The 13328-nt window shown below is 36.6% G+C and carries 11 protein-coding genes; 4 read left to right on the forward strand and 7 right to left on the reverse strand.

Going from position 1 to position 13328, the window contains the following annotated elements; translation table 11 throughout:
• Positions 1-49 precede the first annotated feature (49 nt).
• Together ftsH and rlmE are read right to left on the reverse strand one after the other, a co-directional pair.
• Positions 50-1975, reverse strand: coding sequence for an ATP-dependent zinc metalloprotease FtsH (gene ftsH, locus A6B43_RS00655; RefSeq protein WP_124210671.1), 1926 nt, complete (start codon positions 1973-1975; stop codon positions 50-52).
• A 90-nt stretch (positions 1976-2065) separates the two neighbouring features.
• Positions 2066-2692 carry a 23S rRNA (uridine(2552)-2'-O)-methyltransferase RlmE gene (gene rlmE / locus A6B43_RS00660; RefSeq protein ID WP_124210672.1) on the reverse strand — a complete coding sequence of 209 codons (627 nt, stop codon included), beginning with the start codon at positions 2690-2692 and terminating at the stop codon, positions 2066-2068.
• Positions 2693-2898: 206 nt separating this feature from the next.
• Here rlmE and A6B43_RS00665 point away from each other — a divergent pair, with 206 nt between their 5' ends.
• Both A6B43_RS00665 and A6B43_RS00670 read left to right on the forward strand, forming a co-directional pair.
• Entirely contained in the window at positions 2899-3687 is a 789-nt protein-coding gene (locus tag A6B43_RS00665; protein ID WP_124210673.1) for an SDR family oxidoreductase, read from the forward strand.
• Positions 3688-3836: 149 nt separating this feature from the next.
• Positions 3837-5816: an exoribonuclease II gene (locus A6B43_RS00670; RefSeq protein WP_124210674.1), complete on the forward strand. Its 1980-nt coding sequence runs from the start codon at positions 3837-3839 to the stop codon at positions 5814-5816.
• A gap of 164 nt (positions 5817-5980) precedes the next feature.
• Here the strand turns inward: A6B43_RS00670 and A6B43_RS00675 are convergent, their stop codons facing one another.
• From A6B43_RS00675 to A6B43_RS00690, 4 genes are all read right to left on the reverse strand, one after another.
• Positions 5981-8197 carry a TonB-dependent hemoglobin/transferrin/lactoferrin family receptor gene (locus tag A6B43_RS00675; RefSeq protein WP_124210675.1) on the reverse strand — a complete coding sequence of 739 codons (2217 nt, stop codon included), beginning with the start codon at positions 8195-8197 and terminating at the stop codon, positions 5981-5983.
• A 127-nt stretch (positions 8198-8324) separates the two neighbouring features.
• Positions 8325-8966 (reverse strand): hypothetical protein, encoded by a 642-nt coding sequence (locus A6B43_RS00680; RefSeq protein ID WP_124210676.1) that lies wholly within the window; start codon positions 8964-8966, stop codon positions 8325-8327.
• An 81-nt stretch (positions 8967-9047) separates the two neighbouring features.
• Entirely contained in the window at positions 9048-9734 is a 687-nt protein-coding gene (gene yjjG / locus A6B43_RS00685) for a pyrimidine 5'-nucleotidase (RefSeq protein WP_124210677.1), read from the reverse strand.
• A gap of 138 nt (positions 9735-9872) precedes the next feature.
• Complete coding sequence (locus A6B43_RS00690) at positions 9873-10772, reverse strand: transcriptional regulator GcvA (protein WP_124210678.1); 900 nt, start codon at positions 10770-10772, stop codon at positions 9873-9875.
• Positions 10773-11204: 432 nt separating this feature from the next.
• Here A6B43_RS00690 and A6B43_RS00695 point away from each other — a divergent pair, with 432 nt between their 5' ends.
• Positions 11205-12242: a branched-chain amino acid aminotransferase gene (locus tag A6B43_RS00695; protein ID WP_257792868.1), complete on the forward strand. Its 1038-nt coding sequence runs from the start codon at positions 11205-11207 to the stop codon at positions 12240-12242.
• A 110-nt stretch (positions 12243-12352) separates the two neighbouring features.
• A complete protein-coding gene (locus tag A6B43_RS00700; RefSeq protein ID WP_124210680.1) occupies positions 12353-12697 on the forward strand; it encodes a RidA family protein in 345 nt (114 codons plus the stop codon).
• A gap of 8 nt (positions 12698-12705) precedes the next feature.
• On the opposite strand, the gene ruvC is transcribed toward A6B43_RS00700, so the two are convergent.
• Complete coding sequence (ruvC, locus tag A6B43_RS00705; protein ID WP_124210681.1) at positions 12706-13284, reverse strand: crossover junction endodeoxyribonuclease RuvC; 579 nt, start codon at positions 13282-13284, stop codon at positions 12706-12708.
• Positions 13285-13328 lie beyond the last annotated feature (44 nt).

A 13328-nucleotide genomic window follows, 5' to 3' on the forward strand; every position in this document is an offset into this window, starting at 1 on the left:
TAAAAAACCGAGCATTTGCTCGGTTTTCAATATTAGGAATATAGACAGATTACTTAATATCAGCCTGATTATCTGCTACAGAAGTATCTAAATCTTTCTCTTCTTTCTCCTGGTTGCCCTCAGAATCTTGCATTTCTGTTGGCTTTCCTGAAGGTGGTGTATCATCTCCCTCTTTCCAGCCAGCTGGCTCTCCAACAGGCTTACGCTCCATTAAATTTTTAATCTGTGGCATATCAATCGTTTCATATTTCATCAACGCATCTTTCATTGCATGCAAAATATCAATATTATCCGTTAAAACTTTTCTTGCCCGTTCATAATTACGGTCAATAATTTTACGAACTTCTTCATCAATTTTCTCTGCCGTTGCTTCTGAAACAACTTTTGGCGCACCAAATCCTTCTTCTTCTTTATATAAGATTGGACCAAGATTTTCAGAAAAGCCCCATTCAGTTACCATTCTACGTGCAATGCTGGAGGCAACTTGAATATCACTTGATGCACCTGTCGAAATATTTTCTTTACCATAAATCAACTCTTCAGCTAAACGCCCACCGTAAGTACTTGCCAATTTGCCTTCTAACTGCTTCTGACTGATACTCACTTTATCTCCTTCTGGTAAGAAGAAGGTTACGCCTAATGCTCGTCCACGAGGAATAATTGTTACTTTATGAACAGGATCATGTTCTGGCATTAAATAACCAATAATTGCATGTCCTGCCTCGTGATATGCGGTCGAAATTTTCTGTTCTTCCGTCATAATCATTGAACGACGCTCTGGCCCCATATTGATTTTATCTTTTGCCTTTTCAAAATCATTCATTGTTACTACACGCTGATTCGATCGTGCGGAAAATAGAGCCGCTTCGTTCACTAAATTTGCCAACTGAGCGCCAGAATAGCCTGGTGTACCACGAGCAATAATCATTGGATCAACATCTGGCGCAAGAGGAACTTTACGCATATGCACTTTCAAAATTTGCTCACGCCCTTTTACATCAGGTAATCCAACCATAACTTGGCGGTCAAAACGCCCTGGACGAGTTAAAGCATTATCTAATACATCTGCACGGTTTGTCGCAGCAATAATAATTACCCCTTCAGATCCTTCAAAACCGTCCATTTCAACGAGCATTTGGTTTAATGTTTGCTCACGCTCATCATGTCCTCCGCTAAAGCCTGCACCACCACGTTTACGTCCAACTGCATCAATTTCATCAATAAAAATAATACAAGGTGCATTTTTCTTTGCCTGCTCAAAGAGATCCCGCACACGAGATGCTCCAACCCCCACAAACATTTCAACAAAATCTGAACCTGCCATCGTAAAAAATGGTACTTTTGCTTCACCTGCAATCGCTTTAGCTAATAAAGTTTTCCCTGTTCCCGGTGGACCTACCATTAAAATTCCTTTTGGAATACGCCCGCCTAGTTTTTGGAATTTTGTAGGATCACGCAAAAAATCAACAACTTCTTCTACTTCTTCTTTTGCTTCATCACACCCAGCTACATCAGAAAATCTTGTTTTAATTTGGTCTGGTGCAAGCATTTTTGCTTTGCTTTTACCAAAGCTCATCGCACCACCACGTCCGCCACCTTGCATTTGACGCATATAAAATAGCCAAAAACCAATAAGCAGAACCATTGGAAACCAAGATATGAAAATCTGTGATAATAATCCACGATGCTCTGCAGGCTGTCCCGCAACTGTAACATTTTTATTCAGTAAATCATCTAATAGATTTTTATCATAAATTGGCATTATCGTTTGGTATTCTGTGCCATTTGTTTTGACAACCGAAATAACCTCACTGTTGCTTTGAAAATTCACTTCTTTTAAGCGATTTTCTTTTAAATCATTGATAAATGTGGAGTATTCAACATTATTTGCGCTACTGAAACTTCCATTAAAGCCTTGGAAAGCGGTGATTAACACGATGCCAACAACCACCCAAAGCAAAATATTTTTAAACATATCGTTCAAGGTTCTACCTCTTTTTATTAACTAAAATCTCATTTAAGATTACAGAGTGAAAGAGTACTACAAATTGCACTCTTTTGCTAATTATCCTTTATAACCCGTAGCAACAATATAAACTTCACGAGAACGCCCACGAGAAGCCTCTGGTTTACGCACTTTCACTACATTAAACAGCGAACGAATTTCTCGTAAATAATCATCAAATCCTTCTCCTTGGAACACTTTGACAACAAAACTGCCTTTTAGTGCTAATACTTGGCGACACATATCTAACGCTAATTCCACTAAATACATCGCTCGGGGAATATCTACTGATGGCATTCCACTAAAATTAGGCGCCATATCAGACATCACAACATCAACCTTCTCTTCCCCTACTCGCTCAAGTAAGGCGTTCAAGACATTTTCTTCACGAAAATCACCCTGTAAAAAATCAACCCCTGCAATTGGGTTCATTTCTAAAATATCACACGCAATCACTCGCCCTTTATTCCCAATTTGGGTTACAACATATTGCGACCAACCACCTGGAGCTGCCCCCAGATCTACCACCGTCATTCCGTGTTTAAACAATCGATCACTTTGTTGAATTTCATCTAATTTGAAATATGCTCGAGAACGCAATTTCTGTTTATGTGCCTTCTGCACAAACTGATCTTTAAAATGTTCTGCAAGCCACCTCGATGAACTCGCACTGCGTTTTTTACCCATTATCTATTCCTCTTATTTTGCTTCAGTATAATAAGTCTGAAATGCTTGATTTCAAGGAAAAAATAAAATTTTTCACTAAAAAACTGAAATTTGCAAAAAATTGCACTGATCAGACCGCTTGTATTTCACGCTTTATCAAAATTTCGCTATAATTCTCTCATTTGGCTCATCGTGGGCATCAATTTTTAAAAGTATAAGGAACAATTATGGGATTTTTAACGGGTAAACGTATTTTAATTACCGGATTAGCTAGCAACCGTTCAATCGCTTATGGCATTGCAATGGCAATGAAACGTGAAGGTGCAGAATTAGCTTTCACCTATTTAAATGACAAATTAAAAGGACGCGTAGAAGAATTTGCAAAAGAATTTGGTTCCGATATTGTAATACCAATGGATGTTGCAACCGATGAAAGTATTACAAACTGTTTTACAGAACTCGCTAAATCTTGGGAAAAATTTGACGGCTTTGTTCATTCAATCGGTTTTGCGCCAGCCGATCAACTTGAAGGCGATTATGTCAATGCAGCAACTCGTGAGGGCTTCCGTATTGCTCACGATATTAGTGCATATAGTTTTGTCGCAATGGCTCAAGCCGCTCGTCCAATGTTAAATCCTAAATCTGCACTTTTAACATTAACTTATTTAGGGGCTGAAAGAGCCATTCCTAATTACAATGTGATGTGCTTAGCAAAAGCTTCTCTTGAGGCGAGTACTCGTGTAATGGCAGCAGACTTAGGTAAAGAAGATATCCGTGTTAATGCGATTTCTGCTGGTCCAATCCGTACATTAGCAGCTTCTGGTATTAAAGATTTCAAAAAAATGTTATCTAATTTTGAAAAAACTGCCCCATTACGCCGTACGGTAACCATCGAAGATGTCGGTAATTCAGCGGCTTTCCTATGTTCTGATCTTGCAGGTGGAATTACAGGGGAAATTGTACACGTTGATGCAGGCTTTAGTGTTGTAGCTATGGGCGATATTGACGCTGAATAATGTTAATCACAACAGAACATTACAATATGTTCTGTTTTATTTCGATAATAGATCCAACATTTTGTAAGATTTAGCAAAAATATAATAGCTATATTTTACAAGCGGTTGGATTTTATTATTTTTTACTCATTCCAATTTGGATAAACTAGATGTTTCAAAATAATCCTCTTTTAGCTCAACTTAAACAACAAATTGAAGCAAATAAAGAATATGTAGAAGGTGTCGTTAAAGCCTCTGATAAAAGTTATGGTTTTTTAGAGTGCGATAAAGAGAGCTTTTTTATTTCGCCTCCCGAGATGAAAAAAGTAATGCACGGCGATAAAGTAAAAGCAGTAGTAAAACGAGAAGGTGATAAAGCTCAAGTTGAAATTGACTCACTAATTGAGCCAATGCTTGAACGTTTTATTGCTCGAGTAAAATTCAATAAAGATGGAAAACTTCTATTAGCGGTCGATCACCCAAATATTAAAAATTTGATTTCTGCTAATACCCACAAAAGTATCACTGATCCATTATCTGAAAATGATTGGGTTGTGGCAAAATTAAAAACTCATCCACTTCGAGATGATCGTTTTTTATTTGCACAAGTAACCCAATTAATTTGTAAAGCTGAGGATAATTTTGCTCCGTGGTGGGTAACATTAGCTCGCCACGAGCAACCTCGTGAGCCTGTAAAAAGTGAAGAAAGCTATCAACTTCACGATGAACTAGAACGAGAAGATCTTTCATCTCTCTACTTCACAACTATTGATTCACCGAGTACGCAAGATATGGACGATGCGCTTTATATTGAGCCAGTTGAGCAAAATGGGGATCAAACAGGTTGGCGTTTAGTTGTCGCTATTGCTGATCCAACCGCTTATATTCCTATTAATTCTGAGATTGAAAAGTCAGCACGCCAACGTTGCTTTACTAATTATCTACCTGGATTTAACATTCCAATGTTGCCAAGAGAATTATCTGATGAACTCTGCTCTCTCGTACCAAATGAAAAACGCCCTGCACTCGTTGCTTATATTGAAACAGATCTTGCAGGAAATGTATTAAAAGAAGCAACATTCAGCTCTGCTTGGGTAGAATCAAAAGCAAAACTTGCTTATAACGCTGTTTCTGACTATCTTGAACAGCAACCTAATGCGTGGCAACCAACCAACCAAAATGAAAAACAGCAGATTGATTGGCTACATCAATTTACTCTCGCTCGCATTGATTGGCGTAAAAAAAATGCCTTGTTATTTAAAGAACAAGGGGACTATTCCTTTGAGCTCAATGAAGACGGCTCAGTCAAAAATATTCATGTTGAATACCGCCGTATAGCTAATCAGATCATTGAAGAATCAATGATTTTATCCAACATTTGTGCTGCACAATATTTAGAAAAATATGCTCAAACAGGTATTTTTAATACGCATTTAGGCTTTGATCCGAAAAACTTAGAAAATGCAAAAACTTTTCTATTAGATACCCTTGCGACCGATCAAAATCGTTCAGAACTTAGCGAACGCTACGCCCCAGAACGCTTAGCAACGTTAGAAGGCTATTGCGAAATGCGTAGAGATATTGACCAATTTAGTGAAAATTTCTTAGAAATGCGGTTACGCCGTTATCTCACTTTTGCGGAATTTAAAAATAGTTCGGCTCCACATTTAGGGCTTGGTATTAGCCATTATGCAACGTGGACTTCGCCTATTCGTAAATATGGTGATATGGTCAATCATCGCCTGATTAAACAGATTTTACTCAATCAGCAGATTACCCCCGTAGAAGAAAACATTTTGGACCGTTTACAAGAAGCTCGTAAACAAAATAGAATGGTCGAACGAGATATTGCTGACTGGCTCTATGCTTGCTATTTATCGCCAAAAGTTGCAGAGAATATCGAATTTGAAGGTGAAATTCACGATGTTTCTCGAGGCGGTATTCGAGTCAAGATCTTAGAAAATGGGGCATCGCTCTTTGTGCCATTTTCAACGATACACCCAAATAAAGATGAAATGCAATTTAACCCTGAACATATTGCCTTATTTATCAATGGTGAAAAGCGGTATCAGATAGGACAAGCTGTTAAAGTTAAATTAAAAGAAGTACGGATCGAAACTCGTAGTATTGTTGGTGAATTAGTTATCTAGGAATGAATAGAACAAGCGGTTTATTTTTATGAAAATATGCAAGTTAAGCAATAGAAGTATAGCTAGCAAAAATTTTTATAAACTAATCGCTTGCACAAGTGTCCCGTAAAATAAAAAGGCTTTCAATTTCTAGTTGAAAGCCTTTTATATTAAGTGAGGATTAATTAAAACTCATAACGTAAACCAACATTGAAATTACGTCCTGGTGCAGAATATCTATCTGCATTATCTTTATTTAAGATCATACTAGTATCACCAGCACCGCCAGAAGATTTTTGTACAGCAAAGCGAGATACGTCTGCCCAATTCCAGTATTTTTTATTAAATACATTATTCAAATTTGCGGTAAACATTAAGTTCGTCACTGGTTTCCAATAAACGCCTAAATCAACCAAATTAACTGTGCGAGTTGGATTATAGAACGCTGAACTATGAGGATTCGTTTCTTGAGCTGGAATGTTAATATCCTTATCTTTCTTCACACTAACATGAGTCAAGCGAATGTCTGCACCAAATGTCTCACCTTCATAACCTAAACCTGCTTTAAGTTTTAATGGTTGAATAGTATTGATCGGAGCCTTTTCACCACTATTTTGTGAAGTACCTTTACTATACGCAACGCCACCAGAAACAAAGAAATCACCGTAAACACGCACTTTAGCATCTGCGGTTACACCATAAATTTTAGCTTTTTCTAAATTAGCATATTGCATTAGTGGGCTATATCCAGCCGTATTTTCATTTACTGTTGTAATAAAATTACGATATTTGTTGTAATAACCTGACACATTATACTGGACAGCATCATTTCTACCTTTAATCCCTAAGCTAAAATTATCAGCTAGCTCTGGACGTAAATTCGGGTTACCAACTAACGCATATTTATACTGCCCAGCTTGTCCATTCGGAAGGAAGTAGGAGCCTGAGTGTCCAAATGATGATGTTAATTCTTGTGAAGATGGTGTTTTAACGCCACGAGAATATTGGAAGTAAGGTTCGAAAGCGTCTAAAACTTTCCAGTTAATCGCAAATTTTGGTAAGAAAACTGTATGATTTTGGTTTTTAACTTCAATAAGCTCAGAAGCAGCTTGTTGATGACCTGATTTAGATGGATTTGAACGATAGTTTAATACACCAACATGTGGGGTGATAACAACATCCCCTAGCGTAATTTCATCTTCTAAATAAAGGTGTGTCTTATGTTGTTTAATGTCTGCTGATGGATCAATGATAAACGTAGAATATGGAGGATGACTACATTCTGGACAATTAATATCATTTTTTAAACGACTATACTGGTAAGAAAAACCATAATGTAATGATTGAGGAATAGCTGTATCAATTTTTGAAACTAAATCAGAGCTAACCCCAATAGACTGATCTTTAACAGCACTATTCTCTGTACGTTTTGTTGGTTTATTACGATAGCCTAATGTATTCGCATTTTGATAATAAATATGCGTATTAGCTTCTTGTACAATACCTGTATCGCTGATATATTCATGTTCTAAAGAAACACGCGCACGGCGACTTTCATCGGTATTAAACATAGCAGGAACAGGACCAGTTCTACTATTTAAAACAGCACTAGAAAGGACATCCGAATCTTTTATTTTTTGTTGATGTTCAAAGGTTAATTTTAACTTATTTTCATCATTAACTTGATAAGCATTTTTAACTAATACATAGTTATTTTTATAATCTGCAGGGTCTGCTTTAGTACGAGCAGGACCTTCACCACCTACGGTACCTTTATTTTCTGTTTCATGGCCAAAACGCCCTGTGGCAACAACAAGCCCCTCATAACGATCATTTTTCGCTGCTCCACCTACTGAGCCATATACCGAATTATCAACACTATCATAACCTGTTGCAACAAAGCCACCAACATTGCCATTTTTGATCAAATCACTAGGTTCAAGGGTTGCAAAGCCCACACTACCTGAAAGAGAATTATTTGAACCACTGTATGTTACAGTCGCTGAACGTAATGCCATTGGTTCAATAGTATTACCAGAACCAACATCTTGTCCAAATGTAACGAATAATTTGTTGTCTTGTGCTTCAGGTAACGGTACACCATCAATCGTCATTCCAACACGGTTACCCTCTAGACCACGAATATTAATACCGGCATTACCAGAACGAGAACCTTGTAAATCATTTACTTGCACATCTAATTGATCGGCAAATAATGCTTTTAAATCACGAGGCTGCTTACGTTCAATCTCTGTTTTAGTAACTTTCATCGAATCTACTTGTATATCATCCGATGAAACAACTACTTTAATTTCAGGTAATATTACTTCACTTTCTGCTGAAACTGTAGCGACAGAGCATACTGATGCAATAACCACTGCTAAGTAATTCTTTTGAAACATAACTCATCCTTACTATCATTAAATAATAACTATTATCATTTAATGCCAGCAAAAAAACAAGTTATTTTTACATAAAAAAGATATTTATTTACAAAGCACCCCAGCAAAAGTTTTACAGAACACTCAATTATTTAACAAATTCATCAAATGTTAATTCATAATTATCGCCATCACGACTATATGAAATATAACGAGGAAATTTCTCACCTACCCATTTTTTTACGATAATATTTTTATTATCTGTTTTAAATTTATAGGTCACTTCTTCTACGCTGTTTCCTTTTAATTTCACTATCTTTTTCGTTCGATTTAGCACAACATTTTTTGCTGGATATAATTTTTTACCATTGGTCGTTTGAAAATTTAATGGCAATTTATCATAATAACTTAATTGGAACGCTAAACTAAATAAGTCAAAGGTTGGTAATACCAATGTTTCTTGTTTCAATGGCTCTTTAACTTTTCCATATTGAATACGTTTTGAGTCAATCTCTGCTAGTGCATAATTTTTACCATTTCTAGTATCCCGATAGCTTAATAGATGAAATTGATTGTCTTTTTCATAACCTTTTGCTGTAAATACAATGTTATAAAACGGCACATTAATTTTTGATTGAATGGAGTACTGCTTACCATCATTCTTAAAATGAACATAAGACGGCATTAAATAATTAGTATTGTATTTTATATTAAAATCTTCAGCCCATACGTTAGCTAAAGAACCAAAAGATATTGCGACTAATACGGCAATTTTATGTAAAAACTTCATTACTTTTCCTTTATAGATATCATTAAACGAGGCCTGAATAGATAGCCATTAATTGGACTCTATATTTCGCATTTGGTTGCATTATGGTTTAACTTTATTATCAACAATATCAATCAGCTCTAGCATTGAACGAATTTCATACGTTGGCTTTATATTTAATTCATTCAACTTTTCTTCAGGATTATACCAACAAGTATCAATTCCAACATTAATCCCTCCTTGAATATCTGAACTCAACGTATCCCCCACCATCAATACACGATTCAGATCAACCTTACCCATTTGATCAAATACCGCTTCAAAAATAAGAGGATCGGGCTTAGCTATACCCGCTCGTTCAGATGTCATTACAATATCAAAAAAATGCAAGGTATTCGTATTAACTAACCGCTTGTGCTGTAATGACTCAAACCCATTTGAAATAATCGCCATTTTTACCTTATGAGATAATGCTTCTAACATTGTTTGAACATGTTCAAGGGGTTGGCTAACTACCGCCATTTCTTCCATTAACTCTTGATTTAATACCCTCGGATCTTTTCCCGTTTTTTGCGATAATTTCTCAAACCTTATACGTTGCAATTCTTCAGCCGTAATTTCTTTATTTTGATACTGTACCCAAAGAGGCTGGTTTACCGCTTGAAAAGCATTATAATCTTCAATACTAAAATCTATATTTTCTCGAGAAAATATCGCTTTTAACCCTAAATACGAATTAAAGGAAAATAATGTTTCATCTGCATCAAATAACACCCATTGATATTTCATTTACCTCTCCTGTTTATTCTCAAGTAAATGCGAAAAAATTATCTAAAGCGACCGCTTGTCAGCCGATTTCATTGCACTTAAACCGATTAAATTAAAAAAGCATTTTAATCAAAATGCTTTTTTATTTTGCTAAACAAATTAATGATTTTTCTGCATTTCTTCAATAATCCATTGTACGAAATATTTTACTTTTTCACTCTCATCTATTGCTTTAGGCGGATAAACCACATAGAACGATTTTTCATCGTTTAGCCCTGTAGGGAAAGGTTCAACAAGATTACCCTGCTCTAATTCGTGCTGTGCAATCAATTTATTAGCAACTGCAACTCCCTGCTGATGCATCGTTGCTTGCAATGCCATAAATGTATGGCTAAATAGCGATCCTATTTCATCAACATCTATTTGCTCTTGTAAACCAAAATTTTCTACGACTCTTTTCCATTTATTACGACTAAAAACGTGCAATAGTGTTTTACCGATCAGATCTTCAGGCTTATTTAATGGATTTTTTTCTAAAAATTTAGGCGATGCCAAAATAACTAAAGGTGATTCCGTTAAACGAACCGATTCTACATTCTGCCAATTTCCTGATCCATAATAAATTGCAACATCTATCTCTTTTCCTAACAACCCTTCATCTTGATCCACACCTTTAATTCGAACTTCAATATCAGGAAATTTTTTATGAAAATCGTTCAAACGTGGAACAAGCCAGTGCATTCCAAATGTTTGTGGCACACTAATTGTTAAAATTTGACGCCCATTTTTTAAACGAATCCGTTCAGTTGCCGTTGCCATTTGCCCTAATAGCGGTCGGATCTCATCAAAATATTGCGATCCTAGTTCAGTTAATTCCAACAATCGATTACGGCGATGGAATAACTGTACATTAAGAAAATCTTCCAATAATTTAATTTGATGACTAACAGCCGCTTGTGTAACAAATAACTCTTCCGCCGCTTTAGTAAAATTTAAATGGCGAGCTGCAGATTCAAATGCTTTTAATGCATTAAGTGGGGGTAATTTTTTATGACTCATAATCTCTGTAAAATGCTATTAACATATTAACAACATTATTTTTTTTGATAAATAAAATTAAAAAATATCGTTTGTGAAACTGGTCAAACATCTTTAGAATTTTGCTCGTACTTAGATGGATAGTGCGTAGTTGCTCTGCAATTATGTGAATTTAAGTATGATGTTGTGTTTGCATATTAGTCTAGGTAACTAGGCTAGAATAACGTAAGTTATTCGTTTCACTTCCTGTATATTTTGAACCATTTGGTTTAACGCCGCCCACTTGGGCGGTTTTTTTACATTCGATACCTATTATACTATCAGAACTCCTATTTTCTCGCCAATAAAACCCACTTTTTATCGAATTTTTTTACTTTTCCCCTTTTCAATCTATATTAGTTTAGGTAAAGTTTTGATACTTTTATTAAAAATTTATTAATTTACTATTATAAAATAAAAAGGAACACAACAATGGCAAAAGATATTGATTGGCAAAATCTTGGATTTAGCTATATTAAAACCGATTACCGTTTTATTGCACGTTGGAAAGATGGGCAATGGAACGAGGGGGAACTTTCTACCGATAATCATCTTACTATTCACGAAGGTTCAACAGCCCTTCACTATGGACAACAATGCTTTGAAGGCTTAAAAGCCTACCGCTGTAAAGACGGCTCAATCAACCTATTTCGACCAGATCAAAACGCAGAAAGAATGCAACGTAGTTGCGATCGCCTGTTGATGCCCCAAGTTCCTACAGAACTTTTTATCCGAGCTTGTAAAGAAGTTGTAAAAGCTAATAATGAATGGCTTGCCCCTTATGGAACAGGTGCAGCACTCTATTTACGCCCTTTTGTCATTGGCGTTGGTGAAAACATTGGTGTACGATCCGCACCAGAATTTATTTTCTGTGTATTTTGCTGTCCCGTTGGGGCTTATTTTAAAGGGGGGCTAGCTCCATCTAATTTCCTTGTCTCTGAATTTGACCGTGCAGCGCCTGCTGGTACAGGTGCTGCTAAAGTCGGTGGAAATTATGCCGCAAGCCTTTATCCTGGAAAAATTGCTCACGATCGTCATTTTGCTGACTGCATCTACCTTGATCCAACAACTCATACAAAAATTGAAGAAGTCGGTGCTGCAAACTTCTTTGGGATTACCGCTAATAATCAATTTATCACTCCACTTTCCCCTTCTATTTTACCGAGTATTACTAAATATTCTTTACTCTACCTTGCCAAAGAACGTTTAGGATTAGAAACCATTGAAGGCGATGTTTATATCAATCAGCTTGATAAATTTACTGAAGCAGGAGCTTGTGGAACGGCTGCTGTTATTACCCCTATTGGCGGTATTCAGTATGGCGATAACTTCCACATTTTTTACTCAGAAAAAGAAGTCGGCCCAATCACTAGACGTTTATATGATGAACTTGTTGGTATTCAATTTGGTGAAATTCCTGCACCAGAAGGTTGGATTGTAAAAGTCGAATAGGCTATCAAAGTTATAATACAAGCGGTTAGTTTCTCATAAAATTTGTAAAAATTTTGCTTTTCTAACCGCTTGTCTTTTTATTTATTTATCTATTACTAGAGAAAATTGTTATGATTAAACGCTTTCAAGTTGGCGATCGCTTATCCGAAATGGCAATTTACAATAATGTTGCCTACCTCGCAGGGCAAATCCCTGAAGATGATTCACAAGATATGTATGGACAAACCAAACAAGTATTAGCTGAAATAGACAAATGGCTAGCACAAGCAGGTACAGATAAAAGCCGTATTCTGATGGCACAGATTTTTGTGGCTAATATGTTAGAGTTTGACGAAATGAATAGGGCCTGGGACGAATGGGTCGCAAAAGATAATGCACCACCCCGTGCAGCAGTAGAGGCTAGACTTGCTAATCCAAATTGGAAAGTAGAAATTATCGTAACCGCTGCAATTTAGACAATTTTTTAGCCTTTTAACCGAAAACGTCCACGGCTATAACGTGTTTTCAGCAGTGCCAATGTCTGCTCTTTCTCGCTACTGACAGCCTGAGCACTCTGTTTTGCTACACTCAACGAATGTTGAATAGAATGGGCGTGAGTAATCGCAATAGCGAGTGCATCAGCCGCATCAGCCTGCGGTTTCGCTGAAAGCTGTAAAATACGAGTAACCATATCTTGCACTTGGATTTTATCCGCAGAGCCTATGCCTACCACTGTCTGTTTTACTAAACGAGCAGCATATTCAAAAACGGGTAAATTGTGATTTACCGCAGATACAATCGCTGTTCCCCTAGCTTGCCCCAACTTTAAAGCTGAATCAGGGTTCTTCGCCATAAAAACTTGTTCAATGGCAAACATATCTGGCTGAAACTGTATAATGATTTCTGTAACACCTGCATAAATACGCTTTAGTCTAGTAGGTAAATCATCAACGGCAGTTCGAATTGCCCCACTACCAAGATATTCTAACTGCCGTCCTGTTTGGCGAATAACACCATAACCCGTAACTCGTGAGCCAGGATCTATTCCTAAAATAATTGGCATTCATTTTCTCAAAAAAGAAATGGATCTACATAAACGCAGATCCA

The sequence above is a fragment of the Vespertiliibacter pulmonis genome (genome assembly GCF_013377275.1).
GTDB classification, from domain to species: Bacteria; Pseudomonadota; Gammaproteobacteria; order Enterobacterales; family Pasteurellaceae; genus Vespertiliibacter; species Vespertiliibacter pulmonis.